Annotated in this window: 22 protein-coding genes and 1 tRNA gene; 7 read left to right on the top strand and 16 right to left on the bottom strand. The window is 47.0% G+C overall.

The genetic code is table 11. The annotated features are described in order from the left end of the window. The first annotated feature begins 200 nt into the window (after nt 1-200). Entirely contained in the window at nt 201-1,724 is a 1,524-nt protein-coding gene (locus AB7D94_RS02675) for a PAS domain-containing sensor histidine kinase (RefSeq protein ID WP_420264176.1), read from the top strand. A 7-nt stretch (nt 1,725-1,731) separates the two neighbouring features. Beyond that, on the top strand, nt 1,732-2,865 hold the full coding sequence (locus AB7D94_RS02670; RefSeq protein WP_420264175.1) for an SGNH/GDSL hydrolase family protein: 1,134 nt from the start codon (nt 1,732-1,734) through the stop codon (nt 2,863-2,865). Between the two features lie 63 nt (nt 2,866-2,928). Here the strand turns inward: AB7D94_RS02670 and AB7D94_RS02665 are convergent, their stop codons facing one another. From AB7D94_RS02665 to AB7D94_RS02650, 4 genes are read right to left on the bottom strand one after another with little or no spacing between them, the layout of a single operon-like run. Beyond that, on the bottom strand, nt 2,929-5,115 hold the full coding sequence (locus AB7D94_RS02665) for a GumC family protein (RefSeq protein WP_420264174.1): 2,187 nt from the start codon (nt 5,113-5,115) through the stop codon (nt 2,929-2,931). 3 nt (nt 5,116-5,118) lie between these two features. After that, complete coding sequence (gene iolM / locus AB7D94_RS02660) at nt 5,119-6,291, bottom strand: scyllo-inosose 3-dehydrogenase (RefSeq protein WP_420264173.1); 1,173 nt, start codon at nt 6,289-6,291, stop codon at nt 5,119-5,121. Next, nucleotides 6,288-7,823 (bottom strand): class I adenylate-forming enzyme family protein, encoded by a 1,536-nt coding sequence (locus AB7D94_RS02655; protein ID WP_420264172.1) that lies wholly within the window; start codon nt 7,821-7,823, stop codon nt 6,288-6,290. The genes iolM and AB7D94_RS02655 overlap by 4 nt, the downstream gene beginning before the upstream one ends. After that, nucleotides 7,817-8,413, bottom strand: coding sequence for a sugar transferase (locus AB7D94_RS02650; RefSeq protein WP_420264171.1), 597 nt, complete (start codon nt 8,411-8,413; stop codon nt 7,817-7,819). The genes AB7D94_RS02655 and AB7D94_RS02650 overlap by 7 nt, the downstream gene beginning before the upstream one ends. Nucleotides 8,414-8,888: 475 nt before the next feature. On the opposite strand from AB7D94_RS02650, the gene AB7D94_RS02645 reads away from it, so the two are divergent. The 4 genes from AB7D94_RS02645 (at nt 8,889) to AB7D94_RS02630 (ending at nt 12,822) form a co-directional block, all read left to right on the top strand. Beyond that, entirely contained in the window at nt 8,889-10,730 is a 1,842-nt protein-coding gene (locus AB7D94_RS02645) for an ATP-binding protein (protein WP_420264170.1), read from the top strand. Nucleotides 10,731-10,754: 24 nt separating this feature from the next. Then, nucleotides 10,755-12,023, top strand: a complete 1,269-nt coding sequence (locus AB7D94_RS02640; RefSeq protein ID WP_420264168.1) for an ATP-binding protein — start codon at nt 10,755-10,757, stop codon at nt 12,021-12,023. A gap of 18 nt (nt 12,024-12,041) precedes the next feature. Then, entirely contained in the window at nt 12,042-12,587 is a 546-nt protein-coding gene (locus AB7D94_RS02635) for a response regulator (RefSeq protein ID WP_420264167.1), read from the top strand. Between the two features lie 163 nt (nt 12,588-12,750). Next, a tRNA-Thr gene (locus AB7D94_RS02630) sits at nt 12,751-12,822 on the top strand. Between the two features lie 145 nt (nt 12,823-12,967). Here AB7D94_RS02630 and AB7D94_RS02625 read toward each other — a convergent pair. From AB7D94_RS02625 to AB7D94_RS02590, 8 genes are all read right to left on the bottom strand, one after another. Continuing rightward, nucleotides 12,968-15,664, bottom strand: coding sequence for a DEAD/DEAH box helicase (locus AB7D94_RS02625; protein WP_420264165.1), 2,697 nt, complete (start codon nt 15,662-15,664; stop codon nt 12,968-12,970). Nucleotides 15,665-15,857: 193 nt separating this feature from the next. Beyond that, entirely contained in the window at nt 15,858-16,520 is a 663-nt protein-coding gene (locus AB7D94_RS02620) for a flagellar brake domain-containing protein (protein ID WP_420264164.1), read from the bottom strand. Nucleotides 16,521-16,560: 40 nt separating this feature from the next. Further along, nucleotides 16,561-16,806, bottom strand: coding sequence for a phosphoribosylformylglycinamidine synthase subunit PurS (gene purS, locus AB7D94_RS02615; protein WP_420264163.1), 246 nt, complete (start codon nt 16,804-16,806; stop codon nt 16,561-16,563). 18 nt (nt 16,807-16,824) lie between these two features. After that, complete coding sequence (locus AB7D94_RS02610; RefSeq protein WP_420264161.1) at nt 16,825-17,082, bottom strand: cell division protein ZapA; 258 nt, start codon at nt 17,080-17,082, stop codon at nt 16,825-16,827. A 9-nt stretch (nt 17,083-17,091) separates the two neighbouring features. After that, a complete protein-coding gene (locus AB7D94_RS02605; protein WP_420264160.1) occupies nt 17,092-17,352 on the bottom strand; it encodes a hypothetical protein in 261 nt (86 codons plus the stop codon). Nucleotides 17,353-17,432: 80 nt separating this feature from the next. Next, complete coding sequence (locus AB7D94_RS02600) at nt 17,433-19,346, bottom strand: transglycosylase SLT domain-containing protein (protein WP_420264159.1); 1,914 nt, start codon at nt 19,344-19,346, stop codon at nt 17,433-17,435. Beyond that, a complete protein-coding gene (locus AB7D94_RS02595) occupies nt 19,343-20,182 on the bottom strand; it encodes a 1,4-dihydroxy-6-naphtoate synthase (protein WP_420264158.1) in 840 nt (279 codons plus the stop codon). The genes AB7D94_RS02600 and AB7D94_RS02595 overlap by 4 nt, the downstream gene beginning before the upstream one ends. After that, nucleotides 20,167-20,508 (bottom strand): histidine triad nucleotide-binding protein, encoded by a 342-nt coding sequence (locus tag AB7D94_RS02590; protein WP_420264157.1) that lies wholly within the window; start codon nt 20,506-20,508, stop codon nt 20,167-20,169. Before AB7D94_RS02590 ends, AB7D94_RS02595 begins: the two co-directional genes overlap by 16 nt. Nucleotides 20,509-20,630: 122 nt before the next feature. On the opposite strand from AB7D94_RS02590, the gene AB7D94_RS02585 reads away from it, so the two are divergent. Continuing rightward, nucleotides 20,631-21,383, top strand: a complete 753-nt coding sequence (locus tag AB7D94_RS02585; protein WP_420264156.1) for a Crp/Fnr family transcriptional regulator — start codon at nt 20,631-20,633, stop codon at nt 21,381-21,383. Between the two features lie 102 nt (nt 21,384-21,485). On the opposite strand, the gene AB7D94_RS02580 is transcribed toward AB7D94_RS02585, so the two are convergent. From AB7D94_RS02580 to ispD, 4 genes are read right to left on the bottom strand one after another with little or no spacing between them, the layout of a single operon-like run. Beyond that, nucleotides 21,486-22,625 (bottom strand): glycosyltransferase family 4 protein, encoded by a 1,140-nt coding sequence (locus tag AB7D94_RS02580; RefSeq protein WP_420264155.1) that lies wholly within the window; start codon nt 22,623-22,625, stop codon nt 21,486-21,488. Between the two features lie 19 nt (nt 22,626-22,644). Continuing rightward, nucleotides 22,645-24,339, bottom strand: a complete 1,695-nt coding sequence (locus AB7D94_RS02575; RefSeq protein ID WP_420264154.1) for a hypothetical protein — start codon at nt 24,337-24,339, stop codon at nt 22,645-22,647. Further along, nucleotides 24,326-24,817 carry a 2-C-methyl-D-erythritol 2,4-cyclodiphosphate synthase gene (gene ispF, locus AB7D94_RS02570; RefSeq protein ID WP_420264153.1) on the bottom strand — a complete coding sequence of 164 codons (492 nt, stop codon included), beginning with the start codon at nt 24,815-24,817 and terminating at the stop codon, nt 24,326-24,328. The genes AB7D94_RS02575 and ispF overlap by 14 nt, the downstream gene beginning before the upstream one ends. Beyond that, the gene (ispD, locus tag AB7D94_RS02565; protein ID WP_420264152.1) at nt 24,814-25,509 is read right to left on the bottom strand and encodes a 2-C-methyl-D-erythritol 4-phosphate cytidylyltransferase; all 696 of its coding nucleotides are present in this window, start codon (nt 25,507-25,509) and stop codon (nt 24,814-24,816) included. The genes ispF and ispD overlap by 4 nt, the downstream gene beginning before the upstream one ends. Nucleotide 25,510 lies beyond the last annotated feature (1 nt).

The following is a 25,510-nucleotide window of genomic DNA, read 5'->3' as shown; positions in this document are numbered from 1 at the left end:
GGGAGTTTCATAATGATTGTGCATATTCTGAGGCATAAGGACAGATTCCGGACAAGCCGGAATGACGGGAATAAGGGAGGCAATTTCAAATGCGTTTGCCCTGAGGATTTATCATTGACTTATCTTTTATCAGTAACTTATGATTAAGACGTATGTATTGTTAATCTAAAGATATTTCAGGTGGTGTGGTAGGGAGAGTGATGGCGTCTTTGATTCTATCGTTGGTTTCAGTCATAGTTCAAGCTGTAGCCGTGTACATGGCGTTAAGACTGATAAGGGTTACAAAAAATAGCTCCGCATGGGTTTTTATTTCTGTAGCTATTTCTCTAATGACGTTAAGAAGATTGGAAAATCTCTACAAAGTTACATTCGATAGCGGTGTTGTGAACCCTGTAGGTTTTGAAGTTCTTGGGCTTGTTATCTCAATATTTATGCTTGCCGGGGTTGTCAGGATTGCGCCGATTTTTCTTTCCATAAAAACGTCCCACGATAAGATACAGGAATCTCTCTCCGAAAAAGAGATACTCTTAGGTGAGTTAGGACAAACAAAGCAGCTCCTGGAAGCTGTGGCAAACGGAATTACTGAGGAAATACTGCTTATCGCAGAAGATTTTAAGGTATTATGGGCAAATGATGCCGTAATAAGAGCGCATAAAGTGCAGCATAATCAAATAATAGGGATGCATTGTCATAAATTAACACACCATCTCGATGTATCCTGTGAACCTCCTGATGATCCATGCCCTATTACAGTTTGCAAAGCAACCGGACAAGCTGCGGTTGTTCATCACACTCATATTATGGACGACGGTTCAAGTGCTTTTTTAGAGATTTCAGTCTATCCTATTCTAAACATGGATGGAGTGGCAGAAAGGTTTGTCCATGTATCTAAAGATATTACCGAAAGGGTAAGGCAAGAAGAGAAAATCCGCAATCTTAATATAATACTTGAGCAAAAGGTTAAGGAAGAGGTATCTTTGCGGGAGCAAGAGAGACAGCTATTGTTTCAACAATCAAAAATGGCAGCCGTGGGAGAAATGATAGCTGCGATAGCCCATCAATGGAGACAACCATTGAATGCAATATCAATAATATCACAGGAAATAAGGGACGCATATGAATGCGGAGAAATGACTAATGAGTACATGAAAGAAATGGTTGATGTTATTATTAAACAAATCAGCTTTATGTCAAAAACTATTAATGATTTCAGGAATTTCCTGAATCCTTCAAAAGATGTGACTACCTTTTCCATAAAGGAATCAATAGAAGAGATTTTATCTATGTTTAAAGATATATTGAGTAAATCCAATATTGCGGTTACATTGGAGGAAGATAGTCTTTCTGAAAAGTGCGCAGTGATGGGATATCCAAATGAATTCAAGCATGTTGTCTTAAATATTATAAACAACTCAAGAGACGCGATATCTTCTATGTGGGAGAAGGATCTTTTGGATAAAGAAATAGGGGGAAAGATAATCATCAGGCTTTCGGGCTATGAGGGCAAGGTATTAGTGTCTGTTATTGATAACGGCGGCGGTGTTCCCGATGAGTTTATTGATAAAATCTTCAACTCTCATTTTACTACCAAATCCGCTGAGAAAGGCACCGGGATAGGCTTATACATAAGCAAAACCATAATTGAGGGTATGGGCGGCACTCTTACAGTTAGAAATACTGATGGAGGCGCTGAGTTTACAATTAGTTTGGATGCAATAGAGTGAAGGGGTAGTGAAGGCCTTCCGCAGGATTAAACGCGTTGTAAAAAATATATTATTGATAACGATACCGGTGGTGGTATTGTTATTAGTTGCCATGGAGATAGTCTTCAGGTATGTCATTCCGGCATCTGAATCCCCCCTCGTTTATTATGACGAGAAGGACAAGATAAGCAAGCTCGACAACCGTGAGACAAGCGACGGCCTGTTTACCGCGGGTAATTTGGCTCAGTTGAGGGTCAAGTGGCACATAAACGGCGACGGTTTCAGAAGCGATATTGCGTATAGTACCGAGCATAAGAAACCCTTGATTGCCGTCATCGGGGATTCATTTGTCGAGGCCCTTCAGGTAAATATGAAAGACACTATGGCCTCCAAACTAAAGGATAAATTACACGGCCAATTCGATGTTTATAGCTTTGGCGTAAACGGCGCGTCTCTAAGCCAATACCTTCAGACGTCAAGATATGTTAACAAGCGGTTTGCTCCCGACATCCTCGTGTTTAACATCGTCCACAACGATTTTGACGAATCCCTCTGCTCAATGATACTTATGAGCGGTTTCATGTGTCTTGAGGAAAACGGTACCGGCTTTACAGAGACGATTAAGCCTGCTGTGGCATCAAGAAATAAGACCCTCTTTAAGAGGTTTATTTTTGAGCGCAGCGCCCTCCTTAGATACCTTTGGGTTAATCTGTCTCTTAAGCGGAGTATATCGTCGCTTTCTATATATAACAAGATATTTGCCGGTGGGACAGGGAAGTTTTATAACGCTAATGTGGATGTACAGAGGCTTGCCGGTTTAAAACCAAAGCTCTACGGCGTTGCCGATTATTTAATGGGCAAGATAAAAGAGGAAAACCCCAATAAGAAGGTTTTTTTCATTATGGATGCCCCCCGCGCCGATATATACGACGGGACGCTGAACAGTAGCAGCGTCATATGGCTTAACCGGCTCTTTATGAAAACCTGTATGGCACATGATTTTAACTGTGTTGACTTGACCGAATATTTTTACAGGCACTATAAGGCCACGCATGTTCACTTTGAATCCCCCTATGACTGGCATTGGAACGAACACGGGCACGAATCGGCCGCCGAGGCGCTGTTTAATGAGATGAAGATGGCCGGAGTTGGGGCGAAATGAATAAAAGGATTAAAAACGAAGGGATTAAAGACGAAGGGGGGTAACCCCCCTTCACCCGTATTTTCACATATGCTTTATCTCAGCAGGAGGGAAGTATCTGTATGTGTCCGCGCCTGCAGCCGCCTTGTTTAATATCACCCCTGAGAGCGTTATGCCTGTTATCGTGATATTTGAGATGGCGGCTTTTAAGGATTCGCGCGCTACAACGCTGCACTCTGCAACTATAATCATTGCCCCGGCCGCGCTGCCAATGAGTACGGCGTCGTCACAGGACAAGACCGGCGGGGTGTCAATTAATATGAAATCAAACTGAGATCCAAGCTCGTGTAACTGCTCCCTGAACTCAGAAGACGATAGGATATTAGAGGCCGGCTCCCCGGTGTTGCCTGCGGCAATTACAAACAGGCCTGGGGTAGAAGTATTCCTTATCAGGCCGGAGAGCGTCATGCCCGTGTGCATATCAGCAAGTCCCGGCGTTTGAGAAAGCCGAAACAGGTTGTGCAGCGAGGGGCTTAGCATGTTGCCGTCTATCGCCAGGGTCTTTTTCCCTGATGCGGCAAGTGTTGAGGCAAGGTTTGCAGTTGTGAAGGTTTTCCCTTCGCCCGTGGTTGCGCTTGATATGGCAAAGGTTTTCGGGGCATGCTTTCCAAGGAAAAGATTCAGACTGTTGCCGATAGTTCGAAAAGAGGCGGAAATATGTGGGTGAGCTGAGTCTGAGTAACTGGCATTGGCCGCGTCGTCCGATTTTGCAATAACGCCGAGGATAGGTAGATTTACAAGGGATTTAATATCATCAGGACATTTAATGGTTTCGTCTGTATACTCCATAAGGAAGGCGCCAACTATGCCAATTGCAAGTCCCATGACAAGGGCTACTACGGCATTAAGCGGCAGATTCGGATGTCTGTGCTTGCTTCCTTCGTGGACAATGGCCTCTTCAATTACCGTGATATTGGACAAGGAGATGTTTTCGGCCAGCTCTATGCGATAACTATGCGTCAGAAAGTTGCTGTAAACGGTCTTGGTAGCCGTGATGTCCTGGTCAAGAAAGTTCTTCATAAAGTACTTATCCGGCAGGGCGTTTAACTCATCCTCATATTTCTTTATTACGGTCGGATATATGCTGCTCTGAGCCTCATACGTACTAAGCTCAATATAGTATTCGAGAAGCTTTTTTCTGCTTTCATTATATACGGTATCAATGCCGAGCAGGTCGGGGCTCATCATTTTCTCGTACTCTTGCTGCATCAACTCCTTTATTCGGACGATTTGATTTTCATAATCCACGATAAGCGGGTGATTTGACGTATATTTGGATTTCGCGTCCGCGAGGTTAAGGTACAGGGTGGCGAACTGCTTTTTATAGGCGGAGAGGACATCGCTCTGGCCCATGTTGGTTATATCGTGAGAGCGCTCGGACATGTTCTTAATCTTTGACTCCAACTGGAAGATGGCGGATTTGGTTTTTGAGATAGCGAGGTCGTTGTTGTATTTATTACTCCTCATCTTCTGCAATTGCTCAATCGCGGCCTGCGCCTGATTGTCCAGGGACGGGGCATTTTCTCTGATTTGGAAATCCTTTACGGCCTGAAGGCTTTTTACATAGTTTTTCCTAATCTTGCTGATATTAGCGTCAATGAAGGCGCGGACATCGCCGTAGTTGCCTCTGAGCCGCTTGATTTCACTATCAACTATGGCGGCGGCCATCGCGTTTGCCATGTTTTTGGCCTCATCCGGGTCAGACGACAATGCAACTACTTTATAAACATCCGTGTCTTCGTACTGCTCTACCTTTATATTCGGACGTGGGAACAGTTTTGCCATCATGGAAGACTCAAGCAGCCTCTCAGCCGTAATCGGTCTTTGGGCCGAGTTGACATCCACGCCAAAGGCCCTCATGATGGGTTTAGAAAATGGTATGGCCTTCATAATCCTGTACCGGACACGCTCCCATTTCAGGTCCAGCTTTTCTATAACCTGCCCGGCATTGGGCCTGAGGGCGGATATAGCGAGGTAGTCCGCCCTGTCGGTACTTGACGTAGCCGACTGGAATTGCTCACCCGTCACGCCTATGGCCGAATTTAAAAAGTAGTTAGCCGGAGGTTTTCTGAGGAGTATTTTGGCCGTAGCATCGTACCACGGTGTAATCAGCAACGTTATCCCTACAACGGTGATAAACGTCACCGCGATGGAGAGGACTATGACCTTTTTCCTTTGTCTTAAGACCTCAAGAAATCTTAATAGTTCCATGGGTTATCCTATTCGTATTATGCACTTTGCGCCTTGTCTTTTAACCGATTTCTCAAGCGCTGTGAGCGTTTCGGTGAATTCGTAATATGAGGTAATCATGTTTTTTATCTGAAGCCGGCCAGTGGAAAGCAGTCTTATGATATTGTTGTATATGCCATGGCCTGAGTGCCCTCTTACGCCGATTATGCTGTTGGCCCCGGAGACCAGTATGTCAAGCTCAACCTCGGCGCTGGTTGCGGAGCGGCCCAGATAGACCAGCTTACCATTTACGGCAAGGGAGTTCTCCATCTCCGGCACTGTGCGGCGCGCCGCTCCGGCCGCTTCGATTTGCAACTCCGCACCGTAGCCGTCTGTCAGATCCATTATCTTTTCTCTGGGTAGGATACCGATTTTTTCTAAGTCTATGATATTAAATACGTAATCCGCGCCCATTGCTTTGGCAATGTCGAGCCTTTTATTGTGGATATCAAATGCGATTACTATGTTAGCCCCCGCAAGTCTTGACAGCGCCACCGCGGCAAGCCCAATCGGGCCGGCCCCGAACACCACCACCGCCGCACCGGGCCTAATCCCGCCACCTCCAATGAAAATCCCGTTATAGGCGCAGCCCACCGGCTCTATCAACGCGCCGAGGTCAAAGATGTCGTCCTCCGAATAAATGCGCCTGAGGGCGTTTATGTTCCAGCAATGGCGTTCCTTCGCGGTGATGAACTCGGCAAGCGCACCAGGGGCGGTTATCCCTATAAGCTCAACATTTTTACACTGGTTAAACGCCCCGCTTCGGCATGGCGTACATGACCCGCACCAGTGGATGCTTTCAACGGCTACCATGTCGCCTGCTTTGAAGTTTCTGACGCCGTCGCCTTTTTTAACTACAACCCCTGAGTACTCGTGGCCTATTGTCTGAGGAAGCCTGGCCGGCCCGGAGAACTGGATATAGCCGTCGGGGGTGGTTTCATATAAGTGGGTGTCTGAGCCGCAGATGCCACATCTCTTCACGGCAATCAGCAGCTCGTCGCTGTCAATAATGTCCGGCGTGGGAACTGTCTTTAGCTCAAAGGTGGGATTACGCCATACGCTGCTTCCGATTACTGCCCTTCGCTTTGATATCTCCTCAGCGGTTGGCTTATAGCCGCTTTTGGGTGCCCACTGTGCATCGGCAACGAAGGCCTTCATCTTATCTCAACTTTTGACAGGATTTTTCCCTCTAATTGTTTCAATTGCCTTTTATCAACCTTTCCGCTTCCTATACGTGGCAGTTCCTCCACTATCTTCACCTTCCTGGGTATCATATAATGGGCCATGTTTTTATTGCAATAGCGTGAGATTTCGCCCTCGGTTATCAATGAGCCTTCTTTCAATATGACAAAGGCGGCGGGGATGTCGCCCCTGAGCTTGTCTTCAACGCCGATGACCGCGGCCTCTTTTATTGCCGGGTGACTGAGCAAGGCCAGCTCCACCTGCATTGGGTAAACCTTCAGGCCGGCAACCTTCAAAAGGCCGCTTTTTCTGTCCGTAAAGTAGAAAAAGCCGTCCCTGTCTTTGAAGCCGAGGTCCCCGCTGTAATACCAACCGTCAACGAGTGGAAGCTCGCTGCCTTCCATGTACCCGGAGATTACGCCTGGCCCCTTAAAGAGCAGTTCTCCTGTTTCGCCTGTTTGCGCCTCTGTGTCGTTTTCTTTTAGCACTTTTATTTCGTAATAGGGGCACGGACGGCCCATTGAGCCATCCAACCGGTAGGACAAAGGGGTGTTGGCTATGGCGATACCCGTGGTCTCGGTGCTTCCCCACACTGATAAGACGGGGATACCGAAGGTATTATAAAATCTCTTCGATATTTCGGGCCTTGTGTACATGCCGCCGCTTTCGGCTATTCGCAGGGTGTCTAATTTAATATTTTCGGCGTGAGATGAGAGCATATCATAAAGCGGGGCAATCCCCATCATGGCCGTAACCTTTGCAGAGCGTATGACGGAGGCCATCGTCTTTGGATTGATTTCCTCCAAAAGGGCAACAGAAGCGCCGGTGAAAAGGGCGCGGGCAAACAGCTCATGCGGATGGGCGAAGGAAGAAAACATGCACATGTGTACATCATCAGCGGTAAGCCCCATAGCCTTGACGGCTGACGCTGTATTGGCGTATATGTTGTCGTGTGTGGTTAGGGCGCCTTTGGGCGTGGATGTAGAGCCGGTCGTGTAGTTTAGATACGCAATGGGCTGCTGCCCCTCGGCGCGTGTCACCACATTTGAAGGGCGGCAGGCGGTGTCCCATGGGATTAAACTTGCCGGATGGTGTCTCTTTTCGCCGATTATTATTATTGTCTTACAGGCTGCCGCGAGAATTTCGTGGTCAACACCGCCCAATAGTTTCTCGTGGATTACAGTTGCCACCGGTTTTACTGCCCGAATGAAAGATGCGGTCTCGATTTTCCCAATTGTGAAGTTGACCGGCACGGGCAGCGCCCCAATGCGCACCGCGGCCAAAAAGGCGATGACAAGTTCAGGTACGCGCGGCAGTACCATGCAGACCTTGTCATCTTTCTTTACACCTGAGGCGCTCAGAAACCCGGCTAAACCGTTGACAAGTTTATAGATGTCGCCAAAGGTAAGCGTATCCGCCTTATAGACGATAAATGTCTTGTCAGGATTGTTTATCCAATTGTCCGCAAGGGCCTCGTCTATGGTTTTATATTCGTCTATATTCAGCAAGAACCCTTTCTCCTGAGAACCGCCCCTATGGTTAGCATCAATATCTTCAGGTCAAGGAGCAGCGATTGATTTTTGACATACTCAATATCATAATTTATCCAGTCGGTGAATTTACAGGTATCTCTGCCCATTACCTGCCACAGGCCGGTGAGGCCGGGTTTTATACTGAGCCTGATAGATTTCCAATTATCGTCGCCAGCCATTTCTTTGTCCTCTAGCGGACGAGGGCCAACAAGTGACATCTCGCCCCTGAGGACGTTGAGTAATTGGGGAAATTCGTCAATGCTCCATTTTCGTAAGAATCTGCCTACGCGTGTTATTCTGGGGTCGTTTTTCACCTTGAACACCGGGCCTTCGACTTCATTGGCAAGCTCATCCTTGATATTTTCAGCATCTTTTACCATCGTACGAAACTTATACATGGTAAAATCCACGCCGCCTCTGCCGCAGCGCCTGTGTGAAAAAAACACCCCACCCTCCGTGTCTATAACAATTAACGCCGCGACAATCAACATATACGGTGAGAATATTATAAGCAGCAGTAAGCTTCCTATAATGTCAAATATCCTTTTTATAAGCACGTATCCCATTAATATATATAAATAAATAACCTTGCCATTGTTTAACGATCCGCTTATACACCCGATTCAACCATGGATATGATAATAACATATCCGGCGCGGCATTTACAACTCGTGAGTGGCCGCATGGCCGCACCGCACTGCCAGGGCAATCGCATTAGAAATTGCCTCCCTTATTTTTGTCATTCCGGCTTGTCCGGAATCTGTCCTTATGCCTCAGAATATGCACAATCATCATGAAACTCCCACTAAAGGGAAGATTCCGGACAAGCCGGAATGACGGCAAGGGACAAAGCCGGAATTATTGCATAGGTATCTTCTGATTTTTTTTCAAATGCGTTTACCCTGCCTGCACTACTGGTACTTTGTAATAATGGCACTATTTTTTGTACAATACCGGATGCTGAACAACTGTGAAGAGTCAACCGCAGAAGAGGCGGGCATGCACAATGCCCATCTTTGTATTGAGAATATCATCAATTTAATGCTGAGGGCTTCTCTGTCGCAGGTCTCCACGCAGGAGCAATTAACACAAATTTTGAGGCTTATCATGTCAGCGCCGTGGATTTCACCCGCTGCCAAAGGGCGCATATATCTTTATGATAAGCGAACGAGGATGCTGAGAGTTAGCGCTCATGTTAATTATACTATGGAGGAGTTAGACTCCTTCGCGCCAATTCCATCTGCCGAATGTCTGTGTGGAACTTCGGCCAGCACAAGGGATATAGTTTTTATGCCAACAGCCTTAGGCGGCGATCAAACACAAATGTGCGGCCACTACTGCGTCCCGATTAAATCAAACGACAGGCTGCTTGGCCTGCTCGGCATCTATGTGGCGGAGGCAGTGGGCTATGGCGCGCAACGGGCTGGCCTGCCCGCCCCTTGTGAGAGGGAGATGTTCTTAAAAATCGCGGCAAACACAATAGCCGGCATAGCGCTGCGTAAAGAGGCACACGAAAACCTGACGGGCAATTACCTGATACAGGATGTCATAAATAAGATACTGCACCTGTCGCTTGAGTCAATATCCCTGCAGGAGCACCTGCAAAAGACCCTCGACATCATAAGCAGTGTGTCATGGCTGTCAAACAAATACACGGGCAGCATATTTCTTATAGAAGGCCATCCTAAGATGCTTGTCATGAAGGCCCACAGGGGTTTTCCCTTAAACCTGCACGGTGTCTGCTCTGTCCTGCCGCTGGGGAAATGTCTCTGCGGCCTATGCGCCTTAACAGGGAAGATAATATTCAAGTCTACGATAGATGATAAGCACGAGGTAAAATACGATGGAATGCCTGACCATGGACATTATTGTATCCCCATAAAGTCAAAAGGACAGGTGTTGGGCGTAATAAACCTCTATGTCAGAAGGGGGCATGTGAGTACTCAGGAGGAAGAGGAGTTCCTTGTGTCCGTGGCCAATACGCTTGCCGGCATTGTGGAGCGAAAGAGGACAGAGGACGAGTTAAAAAAACACCACGACCAGCTTGAGGAGATAGTAAAGGAGCGAACCGATGAGCTGACCATCGCCTGCAACAAGGCGATAGACGCCAACGAGGAACTCAAACAAAGCCAGGAGATGTTGATACACGCGGAGAAAATGGCGTCGCTGGGGCAATTGGTAGCCGGCGTGGCCCATGAGATAAATACCCCCATAGGGATTGCCGTGACCTCGTCATCCCATCTTGAGCTGGCCACAAAGAAAATCTCCGCCATGTTCTACGATAAACAGATAACGAGGACAGATCTTGAAAAATACATATCCGTTGCAAGGGAGGATTCTGATTTAATCGTGAAAAACCTGTTTCGCGCCGGGGATTTGATAAGGAGTTTTAAAATGGTCTCGGCAGACCAGACGAGTTGGGAAAAGAGGCAGTTTAACCTGAAGTCCTATTTAAACGACATCGTGATGAGTCTAAGTCCTCAGTTGAGGAGAACGCCCCATGTTGTCACTATAAAATGTGACGAAACCCTTGAGTTGAACAGCTATCCGGGGGCGTTTGCCCAGATAATCACGAACTTGTTGATGAATTCTGTGCTTCACGCCTATGACGAGGGGGCAAAGGGGACGATCCTGATAGAGGCTGTCCCGTTAGATGATGAGATCATCCTGAGATACAGAGACGACGGCAAGGGAATCCCTGAGGCGAATCTAAAGAAGATATTTGATCCTTTTTTTACGACAAAGCGCGGACAGGGAGGTTCAGGCCTCGGCCTGTATATTACGTTTAACATCGTTACCCAGACGCTCAAAGGCAGTATCGTATGCGAATCTGAAGTGGGCAAAATAACGGTATTTACAGTTACATTACCAAACGTGTTGTAGTATAATATGTCCAGGTGAAATAATATGAGCGATTCGGATAATCTTTTTTGCGACGAGAGTTTTTTGAGAGAAAAGGTGGAGGCCACACCGGCGGAGGCCTCTGGCAAGTCAAACTGGAAGCTCATGGTTGTTGACGACGATGAGGAAGTCCACAGGATGACGGGTGCCGCCCTGAGGGATTTCACGTTTGACGGCAGGGGGCTTGATTTTATATATGCCTCATCGGCGAAAGAGGCGAAGGCCGCGCTTAATAACCACCCTGACACGGCCCTGATTGTCCTTGATGTGGTTATGGAAACCGAGTACGCGGGGCTTGATGTCGTAAAATATATACGTGAAGTCCTGAACAATAAGTTTATGAGAATCATACTGAGAACCGGCCAGCCCGGCATGGCGCCTGAAAACGATGTGATTGTCAATTACGACATCAACGACTACAAGACAAAAAGCGAGCTTACTATCCAGCGTCTTTATACATCTATAGTGACGTGTTTACGGTCGTATAACGATTTGGTAAGGCTGGATGATGCCTATAAGAAACTCAAAAAGGAGGCCGAAGAGCGCATCCTTATAGAGAAACAACTGGCTGAAAAAGAGTATCAGGCGGCAATAGGCATGGCCATTACGCAAATAGTCCACGGGGCCAAGAACATACTAAACGCGCTCAAAGGCGGTGAGTATATGATAAATACCGCCCTGAAAAAGAATGACAACGAACTGCTCCTAAAGGGCTGGGATGCCGCTAAGACAGGCATATCGCGCATGTCGGCGTTGACCCGTGATCTGCTTGATGTTTCCAGGTTCAATCAAATTGAATTTAAATATGGTTCTCTGACCACCCTCGCAGAAGAGGTAATAGGGATGTTTCAGGACACGGGGGACAGTCCTGGGGTTGAGGTATCAGGGGAAATAGATAAATCAATCCCGCCGCTATTATTTGATTACGAGGCGATTCACACGGCGCTGATGAACCTGGCGTCTAATTCAATAGACGCCTGCTCAGGCAAGCAATACACAGACCCTGAAAAAGGCAGGGTCATCATACGCGTACATTCGGACGTTGAGAGCGGTTTTGTAAACCTCGACGTAGAGGATAATGGACACGGGATGGCGGAGGAGGATATAGAAAAGATATTCGTGTTATTTTACTCCACCAAAAACGCAAAGGGCAACGGACTAGGTCTGCCAATAACCAAAAAGATAGTCGAAGGACATGGGGGGACGCTTGAAGTTACATCACAAAAGGGAAGGGGTACGATGTTTCGGATACGGCTTCCATTGAAGAGACAATAATCAAAAGGAGGAACATTAGTGAAAAGGCGAGTGCTGGTTATAGATGATGAGGAAGCCATAAGGGGATATCTTTCCACAATCCTGAGTGAAAGCGGTTATGACGTGGTAGAGGCGGTAGACGGCGAAGATGGGTTAAGCAAGGCGAGGGAGATGAGACCAGACCTGATAACTCTTGACGTGATGATGCCCAAAAAGACAGGGGTATTCGTATTGGGCGAGCTAAGAAGGGACGGTGAGCTGGCAAATGTGCCCGTAATCATGTTAACTTCGGTAAAGAGCTTTATTGAACAGTCATACAAAGAACTTGACAACGTAGATGCTATAAAGCAGATGGAGACCTTGCTTGATGAGCCGGCGAGCAAGATGCAAAAGTTCTTTTTGCGTTTCAAGTCTTTCCGTAAAATGCTACTTATTGACAGGGAGGCAATGATAGAGCAATTTCGCAAGGGAGAGTTAACGCTTGGGGGGATGCCGTCGCTTCCTGACATATTTCTTGACAAGCCTGTGGAGCCGGAGGAGTTTGCCCATGCGGTCAATAAATTAATCGGACAACCGTCAGAATAGAGACGGTCAATTAAATAATTAAGTTGATGTCAGTGCTGGTACGGCAATCTTGCCGATATGTCAGTCTGTGCGGGGTGCGGCCACTGCTTCCGCGCGGTTTTTTTGTAAGGCAATTCGTGCAGTTGCAGATGTGGACTGGGCTATGGTACAATGAAGCTGTCTGGCCGGGATAGCACAGTGGTAGTGCAGCTGATTCGTAATCAGCAGGTCGAGGGTTCGAATCCCTTTCCCGGCTTCCTTTTATTGAAAGGGGTTGCCTTTCATTATCAATCTTAGTTCACCGCCTGACTATGCAGTAAATATGCAGTTCGTTTTTCGTCGGCGTGAACGAGCTGATAGTTGACCCGTGGCTACCCCAGGCCGGTGCGATAAAGTCTGCGCTAAAAAACAGGCAACCTGAATTTCATTGTAACTTCACCGGTTTTCCTGTCAATAGTTATTGCCTTGTCATCTTTATTGGGGATTAGAGGCTTGCCTGTTGACATTTCCATGAGGCCGGAAAGAAATCTGACTCCGTTTTCCAAAACCTCTTCCATTTTCTCTGGTGGCATAAGCAATTGATTCCTATCTCTAATGTTGTTCTCATCATTCTCTTGTATTTCGGTTATTCCGCCATCCATCTCTGAATCAGCAGACACTTCTTCCTCAGCGGAAACATTTAACTCCCCCATTGCCTTTGGATTGAGAAAGTGGGGTGTCGCCTCAGGGATGTCCTCGGTTGAGGACGGCTCCCTGGTCAGGACTATCTGCTCCTCACCCATCATTTCCCGTATTTTATTAATAAATTCGGCTTTCTTCTCTCGTGTAAATTCAACTTTATCTGTAGAGCCTTCGAAAACACCGTCAAAAACCTCCTGTTTCAGCGTTATTCCCGCAAACACCTTCTCTTCAATAGAGTGTTTGGATATCAGGTTGATTACGTTAACGCATTTGCTCTTTTGCCCTATTCTCATAACTCTGCCTATGCGTTGGTTTAACCTTGATGGATTCCATGGCAACTCGAAGTTCAACACGCAATCGGCACTCTGTAAATTCAGGCCAACGCTGCCGGCATCTGTGGAAAGGAAGACTTTACAGTCAGGGTTATCGTTAAACTCATCTACAAGGAACCGCCTTTTATCTGCCGGCACTTTGCCCGTAAACTCTACAAAGGGTATCCCCATATCTGAAAGCATTTTCCCTATAAGATAGGTCATAGTGGTCCATTCGCTGAAGACGACCGCTTTCCGCTTGTTTTCAAGCACTACTTCCGCCAATATCCTCTCCATTTCCACCAGTTTTGGAGATATATTTGTTTTCCTGTCTATCAGGTAAGTCGAGTCGCACACCATGCGCATAGACATGAGAATCTCCTGTATTCGCCGTGCATCCATTGGCGTCTGAAACTTCTTGTTCAGTAGCGGCAGGAGTGCTTGAAGATAACCCCGGTGTATTTCTCTTTGTTCTATGCTCAGGTCTATGTAATAATTATTTGACACCTGATCAGGAAGGTCTTCTATCACTTCCTCCTTTTTCCTTCTGATAACCAGTGGTTTGAGCTTGTTATGAAGGATATCAAGGCCTTTGTATCCTAATATTTTATTCTTCCTGTTGTCTGCAGACATTATAAAGTGCTCAGCGGCGAATATCCATAAAGGCGTCAACAGTGCGGGGTCGGCAAACTGGACTATGGAATACAGGTCTTCCAGTTTGTTCTCTAACGGCGTTCCGGTAAGCACTATTGATTGTTTGTGTGATATTGATTTTATCGCTTCATGTGTCTTGGTTTCAAAGTTCTTGATACGCTGTGCCTCGTCCAGGATGACTATGTCGGGTTTATACCGATTAATAGCAAGGATATCACGCAATACTGCCTCGTAATTCGTGATCGTGAAATAATCCGTGCTGTGTTCATATATCTCCTGACGGTTCTTTTTATTTCCGGCTACGACAATGGCCTTCTCCCCTGTAAAGCGTTCAATTTCCCGCTTCCACTGCTCCTTGAGCGAGGCAGGCGTTACTACCAGGACTTTGCTGAAGTTAAACATTGATTTTTTAAGACATGATAACGTAATTGCCTGCAGGGTCTTGCCCAAGCCCATCTCATCGGCTATGATCACAGACTTCTTAAATAGTCCAAAATCCACACCAACGTGCTGATACGGATAGAGCGGCACTTTAACCACACCGTAATCAGCGGCATAGTTTTCCCTTAGGCCTTCCATTTCCTTTTGGTTCATTGCATCGTCAAGTCTCCTCAGTGTGTAGTCGTCAACCCTAAGCGCCCTCAAGTCTTTGACTTCTTCCAATAATGAGTTTAGCTCAATGATATCATCCTTTCTGTAAAGTCCGTGCTCGTCAAAATAGGGTTTAAAGTGGCCGGTAAATTCCCTGGGGAGCTGTCTGTCAAAGAAATACCGTGGTTTATCTTCTGTGGAATCCCAGTAGATGTGAACGAAAGGGAACTTCTCTTTCTCTATTGTCGCCTTAAAGTCTTTCCTTGTTTTCAGGCTGGAATGTACATAAATTAAGTGCTTGCAAGTCCCCAAACGGTTCGTATTGAAGTCAGGGCAACTACAGTGGCCATTTCCTTTCTCAGGGTCATGCAGGGTAACGATGTACTCCTTGCCTTTTGCATTAACAAGCATATGCTCACCCTTATATGTCTCTCCATCAATGAGTTTGAACTTTTCCGTCTGTGCACTTTTTTGTCGGCTTGAGAGAGCCAGTTCTCTTACCTCATCGTAGGACAAATATTTGTCATTGGCATGGACGGTTGTGCTGCCTTCAGCCGCCTCTCCAGCCGATTTATGGCGAGCCATTCTCCCGATTATATCAAGGCATACAGCAACCGTATGTTTGCAGCCGTCACTGTGATAAGGACAATTGCAGGCGTACTTTACGTCGCCATTGTCAAAAGCAACCCTTACATCGTACTCTCCATAGTTTCCGTCCACAGTATAATTGAACGTCTTTTTCTCATAATCCTCTTCTTTAAGGTAATAGTTGCCCAAGCGGAATATGCCCAGTCCTCTTTCAAATGTCAGGGTTGAATCAGAAATGTTATTTTTTATAAATTCCTTCGTAAAAGATACCACTTAAACCTCCCGTCTTGTCATTTTCTCATAATCCTCTATTTTAAATATTTGGGGAACTTCATAAAAAAATCCCGATATCCTGAAATGCCATAGCGAGGAATGTGTCTGACAGACATAGGGAAATTACCTATGGAGGACAAAAATAGGCCAGATTTATTTTCAGTCGCATCTGTAGCGTATAAAATAAAACCTTTCACCAGCCGAGTTTTAATGTGGTCTCTATCATGTCTTTTTCTTCTTCTGAGGACAGATAGAACTCTACGCCTATGTCGAACCTGTCATATGCCGTTCTTAAATATTTTATCATGCCCTTAATTGACTGTTCTTTAACTGTGCCGCCTGCGGGTAGAAAAAATATATCAACCGCGCAGTCTTCCTCGAATAAGAACTTCGCAGACCATCTGTCTAACATCCCCGATTCATATAAACTGCATCTGCAGCCAGTATGCGTCAGGTCCTCAATGCACGCCTTTATCTTATTTTCCTTTATAACGAGCACACAAGGCAGCTTACAGGTAGTCCTGCGTTTATCCCTGCGCTCTTCTCTTTGTATTGACTCAGGACACCCGATAATAGCCAACATCGTCGGCTCAAAAACCACATTTCTTAAAATACTTTTAAATCTGAATACCGTCTCTCCCGTAAAACATCTCACTGTAATTTCAGTCCCATTTGGTACTTTAGTGTGAAAATCCTCAGTACCACCAGGCCTGATTATAATATTGTCCGATTTTACGTCAACTATAAAACCCGACACCTTAGAAGGCATCGTATCCGATGTTATCTCCACACTTAACCCAGCGTCGAAAGCGTTTAAACGATATGCCTCCTCATTTGCAGCATTTTCTATATCCATATTGTTTCCCCCGCTTAATTAATTATGTGTCGGTTTGCTGTCAAGTGTCAATTTCGAATTCGTATTCCTCTATGACGGTGTTTACGAGGAGTACTTCGCACATATCTTTTACCTGTTTTTCAGCCTCCGCATCGGCAATCCCCTCGTCCATGTCCAGCACGATATACTTGCCTACCCTGACGTCTCTGACGCCGTCAAACCCAAGGGTCTTAAGCCCGCCAGAGACGGCCTTCCCCTGTGGATCCAATACCTCCGGTTTCAGCTTTATGTAAATCCTTGCCTTCATATTCCCCTAAACTACGGACTAATCAAGAATGCTGTCAAGGGCACTTTGAGTCTGGCTTTCAAGTTCCTTTGTCAGTTTCCTGAGTTTAAATAGCTCATCGGTTATGCTTAACGATGCCAGCAATGAGGCCTTCAGCGGATGCACATGAGGCGCGCTCTCAAACACCTCCTGGCATTTCTTGTTCAGATACAAGGCCAGCTCCATTACGTAGTCATCCGGCCCATCCCCGCTCAGGATATACTTATGCCCCATTATATATACTTCGGCGCTGCCCATAGGTCTTACTTATATCTCTATCGAATCAAGCTCGCCAAGTATGGCGTCTATCTGCTCAGACACAGAGTTTTTATCGCTTCTTACACTGGCAATCTCCATGTTTTTGTTGTTAAGCTCTTCCCGCAGGGAGTTGCACTCGTTCTGACTTTGCACAAGCTGCCCTTCAAGCTCTTCAACGCGCTTTTGAATGTTGTCTTTTTCCAGCTTCAACGCCTTTGCCTTTTCTATGACGGAGGATATCTTTTCCTCCAAACTCCTTAATTTTTCCACAGCACTGCCTCCTTAACTAACTTGGACTCATAATAAACCTGAACTCTGGGGATAGGATAACAAAAAGCCATATCTTATGTCTACATCATTTGACAGTCAAATGCAAAATTTACTGCCTCGCCGTCGGGATTAGATTCTCTTGTGTATTGAAAATATGTCTTTAGCACCCTCTTGACGTACTTTTCTGTTTCGTCGTATGGTATATCTTCTATGAACTCATCTACGGCCTTGTAATGCCCTGCCTCCAGCCACTTATACACGACATGCTCCCCCGCGTTATACGAGGCGACGGCCGCGGCCACACATCGCATCTCCTTCACAAGCTGGCTTACGTAGTACCCCCCGATGAGTATATTTTTTCTCACATTAAATATATCGCCTTCGTTATCTATTCTCTCCTGTACAACTCCCGAATATTTTTGCGCCGTCTGTGGCATCAACTGCATTAAGCCGATAGCCCCCGCCGGTGAAAAGGCATCCTCCTGAAAACGGCTCTCTTCCCTTATCACAGACAATATGAGCAGCGGATTAATGGAAAACCTCCGCGCGGCCTCATCCACCGTCGTCTTATGCCCGTACGGGTACAGCAACCAGTGTGTCTTTGCCGAGTACTGCAAACTCCCCGCAAGCATGATGGAATGGCGGTACATCGCCGCCTCATTAAGCATCACCGCCGCTTGCAGCATGACATTTGCCGGATACATCTGGGCATGCTTTGCTATGTAGAGGCTCTCTGTCTTAATGGCGTCGTCTATGTTGAGTTCAAGCAGAATGGAAAGCCTTTTCAGCTCGTCGTGGTCTCTTGCCGCCTTTAGCTCCGCCTGCGGGATTAACGACGGCTGGCGGCCTGTCTTGTAATATGACAGAAAGGCATAAAAATCATCGCCGGCGGTTAACTGTTTATACAAGGCAGAGGGGTCTTCTTTTTTGTTTTCAAGCGCTCTGGCCATCCAGTAAAGGTATTTGGAAGCGCCATATTTCGTGTGTAAGGTGTTGAATATCTTATATGAGTCATTGTATTTTCCTGTGAGGAACAACGTCCAGCCGATATGCCAGAGCGCCTCCTCTGCCATAAACTGGTTACCCCTCAGGGAGGTGAACACAGCCAGCGCCTTGTCAATGTCTCCACTGCGCCGGTAGTACAGGCCATGAATAAGGGTTAACTCGGCAGCCTTGCGGTCACTGTTTGGGTCTAGTGCCGCTAACTTTTCGCGAAATTTATCATACATCCCCGCCCTGAACAGGCAACGGGCCTCGAAATAGTTCATGCCGATTTTATTAAAATATCCCGCCGCTTCTTTGTAGTTCTTTTGTCTGAAAAGCGCCATGGCGATATTTTCAGTGTACTGCTGCTTCAGGGATTCGGGGGCGCGGGAGATATTAGCCATTAGCTCGTTTTCAGCATCCTTGTACCGGAACTTCCCTATGAGGTTTTTTGCCCTCGTCAGGATGGCCGATGGACTTAGGCTTGCGGTGTCTATATATTTTGCCGCCTCAGCCGAACTCGGTCCCCCGCTTAAGTATATGTGTGTAAATTCACGCAGTGAGTCCTGTTCTCTGCCATGCTCGCCAAGCATCTTCGCATATGTCAATCTCAGAGCGTTGTCATCAGGGTTGTCTTTCAGGTATTTTTCAATCAGCACGAGCGCCCTTTCGGAGTTCGATTTAGTCTCTATTTTGATCTCATATTGGAGGGCATTTTTTAAAAGAGGCGAGTTGGGGAATTCGTTTTTGATTTGATGAAGGTCACTCAGTGCCTTTTCCCTCTCCGGGAGGCCGTCATATGCCTTAGCCCTCCACAACAGGGCATAGTCGGCCAATAGATTTGGCTTTTCCAGAAACGCTGACAGCTCTGCCACCGCTTTTTCATAGTCCTTGTTATTCAGCGCGGCGCGGCCTTCCTTTAGATGCAGGTACTGTGCATCAGCCGCGTGGCAGTAGCCCGCCCCTACAAGGACAAGCAGCAGAGATACTATTAAAATTCTCAATCTCATGTATTCGCCTGAAAAATCCCCTTCCCCCGCGCCATCTCTAAGAGCTTCTCAAGTGCCCGTCGTCCTTCGCCGCCGGAGTCCATAGTATAGTTGTTTACGTAGAGATTGATATGGCTCATTATAACCTCATCCGAGAGTTCCTGGCTGTGGCGCCTGACATAGTCCATAGTCTCATCCGTATTGGCGTACGCGTATGAGATTGACGCCATTATCGCATTTTCTATCTGTGCGCGTGTATGGGGGGGAATGTCATTTTTTGCCGCAATCACGCCAAGGGGAATCGGCAAGCCGGTTTTCTCTTCCCACCATTGCCCCAAATCGGCCACTAAATTCAGGCCGTAGTCCCTGTACGTAAACCTGCCTTCATGGATTATCAGGCCACAGTCCGCTACCCCGTCCCTAACGGCAGGGATTATCTTATCAAACGGCATCACAATTATGTCCTTCCTTAGTTCAAAATCAAACAGGCTGGCAAGGCAATACGCGGTCGTCATCAGCCCGGGGATGGCCAGCCTCTTTCCCCTGAGACCTGAAAATCTCTCCCTTGATACCAGAAGAGGCCCGCAGCCCCGCCCCGCGGCCCCACCACTCCTAAGCAGCGCGTAGCCGCCGCTGATGTGTCCATAGGCCGCCGCCGATACCTTAGTTATGTCCAAACGCCCCTCAAGGGCCATCTGATTAAGCGTCTCGACGTCCTCTATGTGCCCGATAAAACTAATCCCCCCGCAATCTATCTTCTTATGGACAAGGGCATAAAAGATAAACGTGTCGTTGGGGCAGGGCGAATACCCCAATGTCATCATGTTGCCGGACGTGTCCACTACCCCGGCGGCCACGATAAAGACCTTCCACCAAGGAGATGAAGGTGGATATGAAACACGCTCTGCCCCGCGTCTTCATTACAGTTCATCACCAACCTAAACCCCTTGCCAGCAATGCCCCGCTCCCCCGCTATCTTGTTTGCCACCTGAAACATGTGGCCGACAAGGGCATTGTCCGTGTCAGCGATTTCAAGGTTGGTCGGGATGTGTTTTTTCGGTATTATGAGGACATGGACGGGGGCCTTTGGGTTTGTGTCCTCAAAGGCAACCACAAGGTCGTCTTCATAGACAAGCCGCGCCGGTATTTCTCTATTGGCTATCCTGCAAAATATACAGTCCATGCCATAAATATACCACAACGCGGGTGGTTTTATACAGAATAATATTGACTATACCATCAGGATGTTACTAATATACCGAAGCAAGGGTACTATTATATTCGGATTGCCAGAAGGGGGTTGACATGGATACGACAACTGAAACGTTGGTTGTAAACCGGAGTAAACTCAGATTGCTGCCATGTCTGTCGCGCCTTGGCGCTGATGAGTTTAAATCAATTGAGAGTAAGGCCTTTATCAGGAAAATAGCCAAAGACGATATGCTTTTTTCATCGTCCGACGAGCTAAAATACATATTTATTGTAGTGTCAGGCTCCATTAAATTATTTAAGGCGTCTGAAGAAGGCAGAGAAATAGTTATAAAGACAATGTCCACCGGAGAACATTTCTGCTGTGCCCCGCTGCTCACGGACAGGAAACAAATGGTAAACGCCATCGCCCTTGAAGACTCTTCAATTATATACATACCTGCTGAGATGTTTCTCGAATTGATGTGTGACGGCCTCAGCGGACAGGGCATTAAGATGCTGCAAACGCTTTGCGGAAAGGTACAACATCTGTCGAAAATGGTCGAAACCATGACATTCAAAGATGTTGAACAGAGAGTGCTGTCGTGCATATTAGGACTGGCCTCAGGGAAATCGCCTTCTGAGAACATAGTCGTAGTAGATATCACACATCAGGAACTTGCCTCAATGACAGGCAGTGTCAGAGAGGTAGTCTCCCGTGCAATGTCAAAATTAAAAAAATCGGGGATTATCCTTGAACGTACCTCCAGTGGATTTAAAATAGATAAACAGCTTGCCGTTGATTATATGAAACGCCTCGATACCCGCGTGCGCCGCTGCGTAAAGGAGGGCTGCCCAACAATAAAGTAAACAATCGCAGGGGCGGACAGACTCGAAGGATTAAGGGACTAAAAAATTAACGACGAAGGGGGGGTAACCCCCCCTTCACCCCGTATTTTTGCCATGTTTTATTTATTGATTTCCATCTGCCGCCCGTTGGCGGCTTCCAGTACTCAGATACTCCTCAAAACTTGTTGCAATCTCGTCCCACAGAAACCTCCTCGCGTAGTTTCTCCCGTTTTCGCCAAGCCTCCTGCGCGTGGCGTTGTCTCGTATAAGTTTTAACAAGGTATCAGCAAGGTCAGCGCTGTTACCACTTTTGAAAGATAGCCCAATGTTGTTTCGCTCAACAAAAGAAAGCTCCTCAATGTCGCTGGTCACTACCGGCACCGCGCACGCCGCGGCCTCTAAAATACTCACAGGCGAGGATTCGTGCCGCGACGGCAGGACAAATATCATAGCGCCGCTCAGCAGGGTTTGTTTGCCCGGGCCAGTAATAAATCCGGCGTATCGTATTTTGCCTGCCACCTTTGGAGGTACCTTCGCAATCAGCGCGGCGGCCTTGTCAAATTCATATCCCGCAAGGATAAGCTCTATATTGGGAAGTTGCTTGTTTATCTCAATAAATGCCTCAATTAACAGGTCAAGTCCCTTGGTGTAGGTATCTATTCTGCTAAAAAACAGGATGTATTCATTTCGGGAGGCGGCAGGGGTGGTCTCCAGAAGCCTCAGGTCTATGCCGTTTGGGATAACCGTGTGAGGTAGCCCCCTCATCCCGCGCCGCGACATTACCTTACCTCTGGTTACATCAGAAACGAACATCAGATTCTTATACAGGGCGGGGTAAAAACTCTCCACCGCATACATAGGGATAGAATAGAGTGGGTTGAATTTCTTTATTGAGTGATGCTCCATTATACCCTGTATTTGCAGGACAACGGGGGTTGTAGTAAGAAGTGTTGAGAAAAACGGCGTGGAAGGCAGAAAGTTCTCAACTATCACGTCGTAATCCCCTCCGTGTTTTTTTACGAATATGGATGATTTTATGGTATAGGACAGGACGCTCTTAGTAAGACTATTGCTTTCAGCGCCAACGAATTTGTGGTCTAAGCCTTCAATAAGGCCATCCCTTGCCCCCGGATATTTCATACACAAAAGGGTAATATCGTGTCTGTCCTTGAGCCTCTTATAAATTTCATACGCCCGCACCCCCGCCCCGCCAAATCCAAATGGACTGCTCAAACTCTCATATATAATCTGAAGTATTCTCATAGATACAAAGTATCCTCATTCAGTGAGGCGCATATTTCATAATAAATAAGAGGAATCTTTCTTCATACAGGGTGCTGTTTTCGAATGCTTTAATAAAACTTACATTGTTGTACATGGCAAGTGAATCCTTTGATGGGGGATATGTAAGGACAAGGAGTATGTCTTGTTTTTCCATGAGTAAATATTGCCCGGCATATTTGAGTATATTTGAAGCGTTGACCCCCTCGCGTTTGTTGTCCCATATGATAAAGGTGGCATGTCTTTGTGTTGTGGGATAGTAGATGGGGCGGTTTAAATAGGCCGCAACTCCGCTTACCGCATAGTCCTTATCTCCAAGTATAGGCATTTTGTCTAATCCATTGTCTTTGATAAATGTGGCCGTTTCCTTGTTTGCTGAAAAGGGATAGAGGTAATTCAGCGTGTTGGCGGTGATTGCGGCAACGACATTCACTACGAGGAAAGCCGTAAAGATAGCGCCCCTTTTGTCTTCAATAAATTTACAGATTTTAAATTCACATATTTTATTCAGGACGCCGGTTTGTGAGGCACCGGAATTAAATGGCTTGACTTCGTAGAGATTTGAGAGCCAGACGGCTGAGACAAAAACAATAAAGTAATGCCCCCAGTGTCTTATAGACCCGCCATAAATCGCATAACTAAACAGGACTATCCCAAACGTGCCGACAGTATAATAAAACAACGCGAGGCGGCGGCGGAGAAATAACGTCAAAGAGAAAATCAGCAGGATGATGGACAACACAACTGTCGCCTTTACCGCGTTAATAGGGTCGGCAAACAGATGGGAAACGAAATTATGCCCCCAGAAGTGCATATTAAACATGGGTATCGGCACATAGGCACGCCAGATAAAGGCGACGGCCTCAAGAAATTTTGTCAGCATCACGAGCTTGTTGTCATGAAGAAATGTTGGATGATACCAGACAGAATCATGCGGCGGGTGCATCTGTGCCGCCGAGACTAAAAGGCCACAGGCAAAAATTATGGCCCCGGCGGCAAACTGCCATTTCGTTTTCGTGGAAATAGGGGAGGTTGCATCATTTAAGAAAATTAATTCAAAGAGGAGCGTGAGGGCTAACGCAATCGCTATAACTGCCCCGTAGGGGTTGGTTTGGCAGAGAATGAATAAAACTATTGATAGATTGATGTAATTTTTTTTGACGCCCGGGCGCAACCCGGGTCGAAACATAGACAAAAAAATCAGCAGCAAGAGCAGCCCAAAAGCGTAGTTCCGGCTGATTACGCAGTACTCGAAAAATGGATAGTATCCGAAGATGAACAGGACTTTCTGGATCTTCGTAAATGGGGCAAACCTCAGTGCGACATACACGGTACCCACGGCAAGGGCAAGGTGAAACATTTGCATAATCACAGGGTTGGGGGTTATGCGGGACAGGGCGTACAGGGTCACAAACCAGAGAGCCGGATGTCCCTGATATTTGATATTATTAAACAGCTCACCAAGGGAAGACGCATCCCGCGCCATCATCCAGGCCTCAAGCTCATCGCGCCACATCACATGGTGCAGAATACTAAACAACCCAAGGGCCACAAAACAGAGGAGGCAGCCAAAGAGAAACTTGTTGTCAGGCGGGCTGTTGTCGAAGATTAATTGATTATTAAATGTCTTATGCTCACGGGCTGGCGCGTTGAGCACTATTTCTTTTTTCAGGCTTTTTTGTTTACCTCGCGGCACTGTTGTTTCCCTCATCTAACAAGCATGTGGCAATGGCCGCAATCCCCTCTCCCCTGCCTATAAACCCCATCATCTCGTTTGTCTTTGCCTTTATGTTAATTAGACCGGCGGAGATACCGGCCCCTGCAATGGCATTTTTCATGGAATCAACATATGGCCGCAGGCGAGGCCTCTCCGCTATGACTACACAGTCGAGCCATGTCAGCTCAAGGCCACACCCTGAGACACGGTCAACAACGGCAGTGAGCAGGGCGATACTATCGGCGTCCTTCCACCTTGCCTCTGTGTCGGGAAACATCATGCCTATGTCGCCAAGCCCGGCCGCCCCAAGTAGCGCGTCTATGATGCTGTGGACGAGGACATCGGCGTCGGAGTGCCCGGCGAGGCCCTTTCCATCGAAAGGAATCTCCACACCGCCGATTATCAGTCGTCTGCCCTCTGTCAGGCGATGTGAATCGTAGCCTATGCCAATTCTCATCGCCGCCGTTTTACTGTGGCTGAGAGTAAATAATCCGCGAAGACGATGTCCTCCGGCGTCGTTATCTTGATATTGTTATAGTCACCGGGGATAATCCTTATCCTGCCGCCATAGTGTTCCACAGCCGATGTGTCGTCGGTGAAGTTCAGCCCATCTGCTGCTGCCCTTTTATATGCGTCGAAGATTGTGCCATAGTGAAAGACCTGAGGCGTGGCAACGGCGGCAAGTAGAGCCCTGTCCAGTGTTTTTACCGCAAACCCGTCTCTTACCTCTTTTATCGTGTCCTTTAACGGCACGGCGGAGACCACGCCTTCGCAGCCGTCCAACGATTCAAGGGAAGAAATAATAAGCTCCTGAGACAGAAAAGGCCTCGCGGCGTCATGGATAAGCACTACCGAGTCCTTGTTGTCTACGAGTTTAAGGGCATTGAAGACCGATTCCTGGCGCGTTAGTCCGCCGCGGGCGATTTTTTTTGCCTTGCTGATGCCGTATTTTTTGATAAGAGCTGTGCCTGCCGCCTTATCGCTGTCCTTAAAGACAACTATTACCTCGTCTATGCTCCATGACGTATCCAGTATCTCCAGCACCCTTATCAGAACAGGCCTTCCGCCAACGGGGTGGAAGACCTTGTTTGTGACAGAGCCAAATCTGCTGCCCGCTCCTGCCGCGGGCACTATCGCCGTTGTAAACATG

The sequence above is a fragment of the Candidatus Magnetominusculus dajiuhuensis genome, assembly GCF_046044395.1.
In the GTDB taxonomy this organism is placed as follows: Bacteria; Nitrospirota; Thermodesulfovibrionia; order Thermodesulfovibrionales; family Magnetobacteriaceae; genus Magnetominusculus; species Magnetominusculus dajiuhuensis.
This window is presented reverse-complemented; position numbering and strand designations above follow the sequence as displayed.

Bases quoted from the DNA above. Each gene is read 5' to 3' on its own strand.
- AB7D94_RS02675 (WP_420264176.1), top strand. From the start codon at position 201: ATGGCGTCTTTGATTCTATCGTTGGTTTCAGTCATAGTTCAAGCTGTA.
- AB7D94_RS02665 (WP_420264174.1), bottom strand. From the start codon at position 5,115: ATGGAACTATTAAGATTTCTTGAGGTCTTAAGACAAAGGAAAAAGGTC.
- iolM (WP_420264173.1), bottom strand. From the start codon at position 6,291: ATGAAGGCCTTCGTTGCCGATGCACAGTGGGCACCCAAAAGCGGCTAT.
- AB7D94_RS02650 (WP_420264171.1), bottom strand. From the start codon at position 8,413: ATGGGATACGTGCTTATAAAAAGGATATTTGACATTATAGGAAGCTTA.
- AB7D94_RS02645 (WP_420264170.1), top strand. From the start codon at position 8,889: ATGCTGAGGGCTTCTCTGTCGCAGGTCTCCACGCAGGAGCAATTAACA.
- AB7D94_RS02640 (WP_420264168.1), top strand. From the start codon at position 10,755: ATGAGCGATTCGGATAATCTTTTTTGCGACGAGAGTTTTTTGAGAGAA.
- AB7D94_RS02620 (WP_420264164.1), bottom strand. From the start codon at position 16,520: ATGGATATAGAAAATGCTGCAAATGAGGAGGCATATCGTTTAAACGCT.
- purS (WP_420264163.1), bottom strand. From the start codon at position 16,806: ATGAAGGCAAGGATTTACATAAAGCTGAAACCGGAGGTATTGGATCCA.
- AB7D94_RS02610 (WP_420264161.1), bottom strand. From the start codon at position 17,082: ATGGGCAGCGCCGAAGTATATATAATGGGGCATAAGTATATCCTGAGC.
- AB7D94_RS02600 (WP_420264159.1), bottom strand. From the start codon at position 19,346: ATGAGATTGAGAATTTTAATAGTATCTCTGCTGCTTGTCCTTGTAGGG.
- AB7D94_RS02590 (WP_420264157.1), bottom strand. From the start codon at position 20,508: ATGGACTGTATATTTTGCAGGATAGCCAATAGAGAAATACCGGCGCGG.
- AB7D94_RS02585 (WP_420264156.1), top strand. From the start codon at position 20,631: ATGGATACGACAACTGAAACGTTGGTTGTAAACCGGAGTAAACTCAGA.
- AB7D94_RS02580 (WP_420264155.1), bottom strand. From the start codon at position 22,625: ATGAGAATACTTCAGATTATATATGAGAGTTTGAGCAGTCCATTTGGA.
- ispF (WP_420264153.1), bottom strand. From the start codon at position 24,817: ATGAGAATTGGCATAGGCTACGATTCACATCGCCTGACAGAGGGCAGA.
- ispD (WP_420264152.1), bottom strand. From the start codon at position 25,509: ATGTTTACAACGGCGATAGTGCCCGCGGCAGGAGCGGGCAGCAGATTT.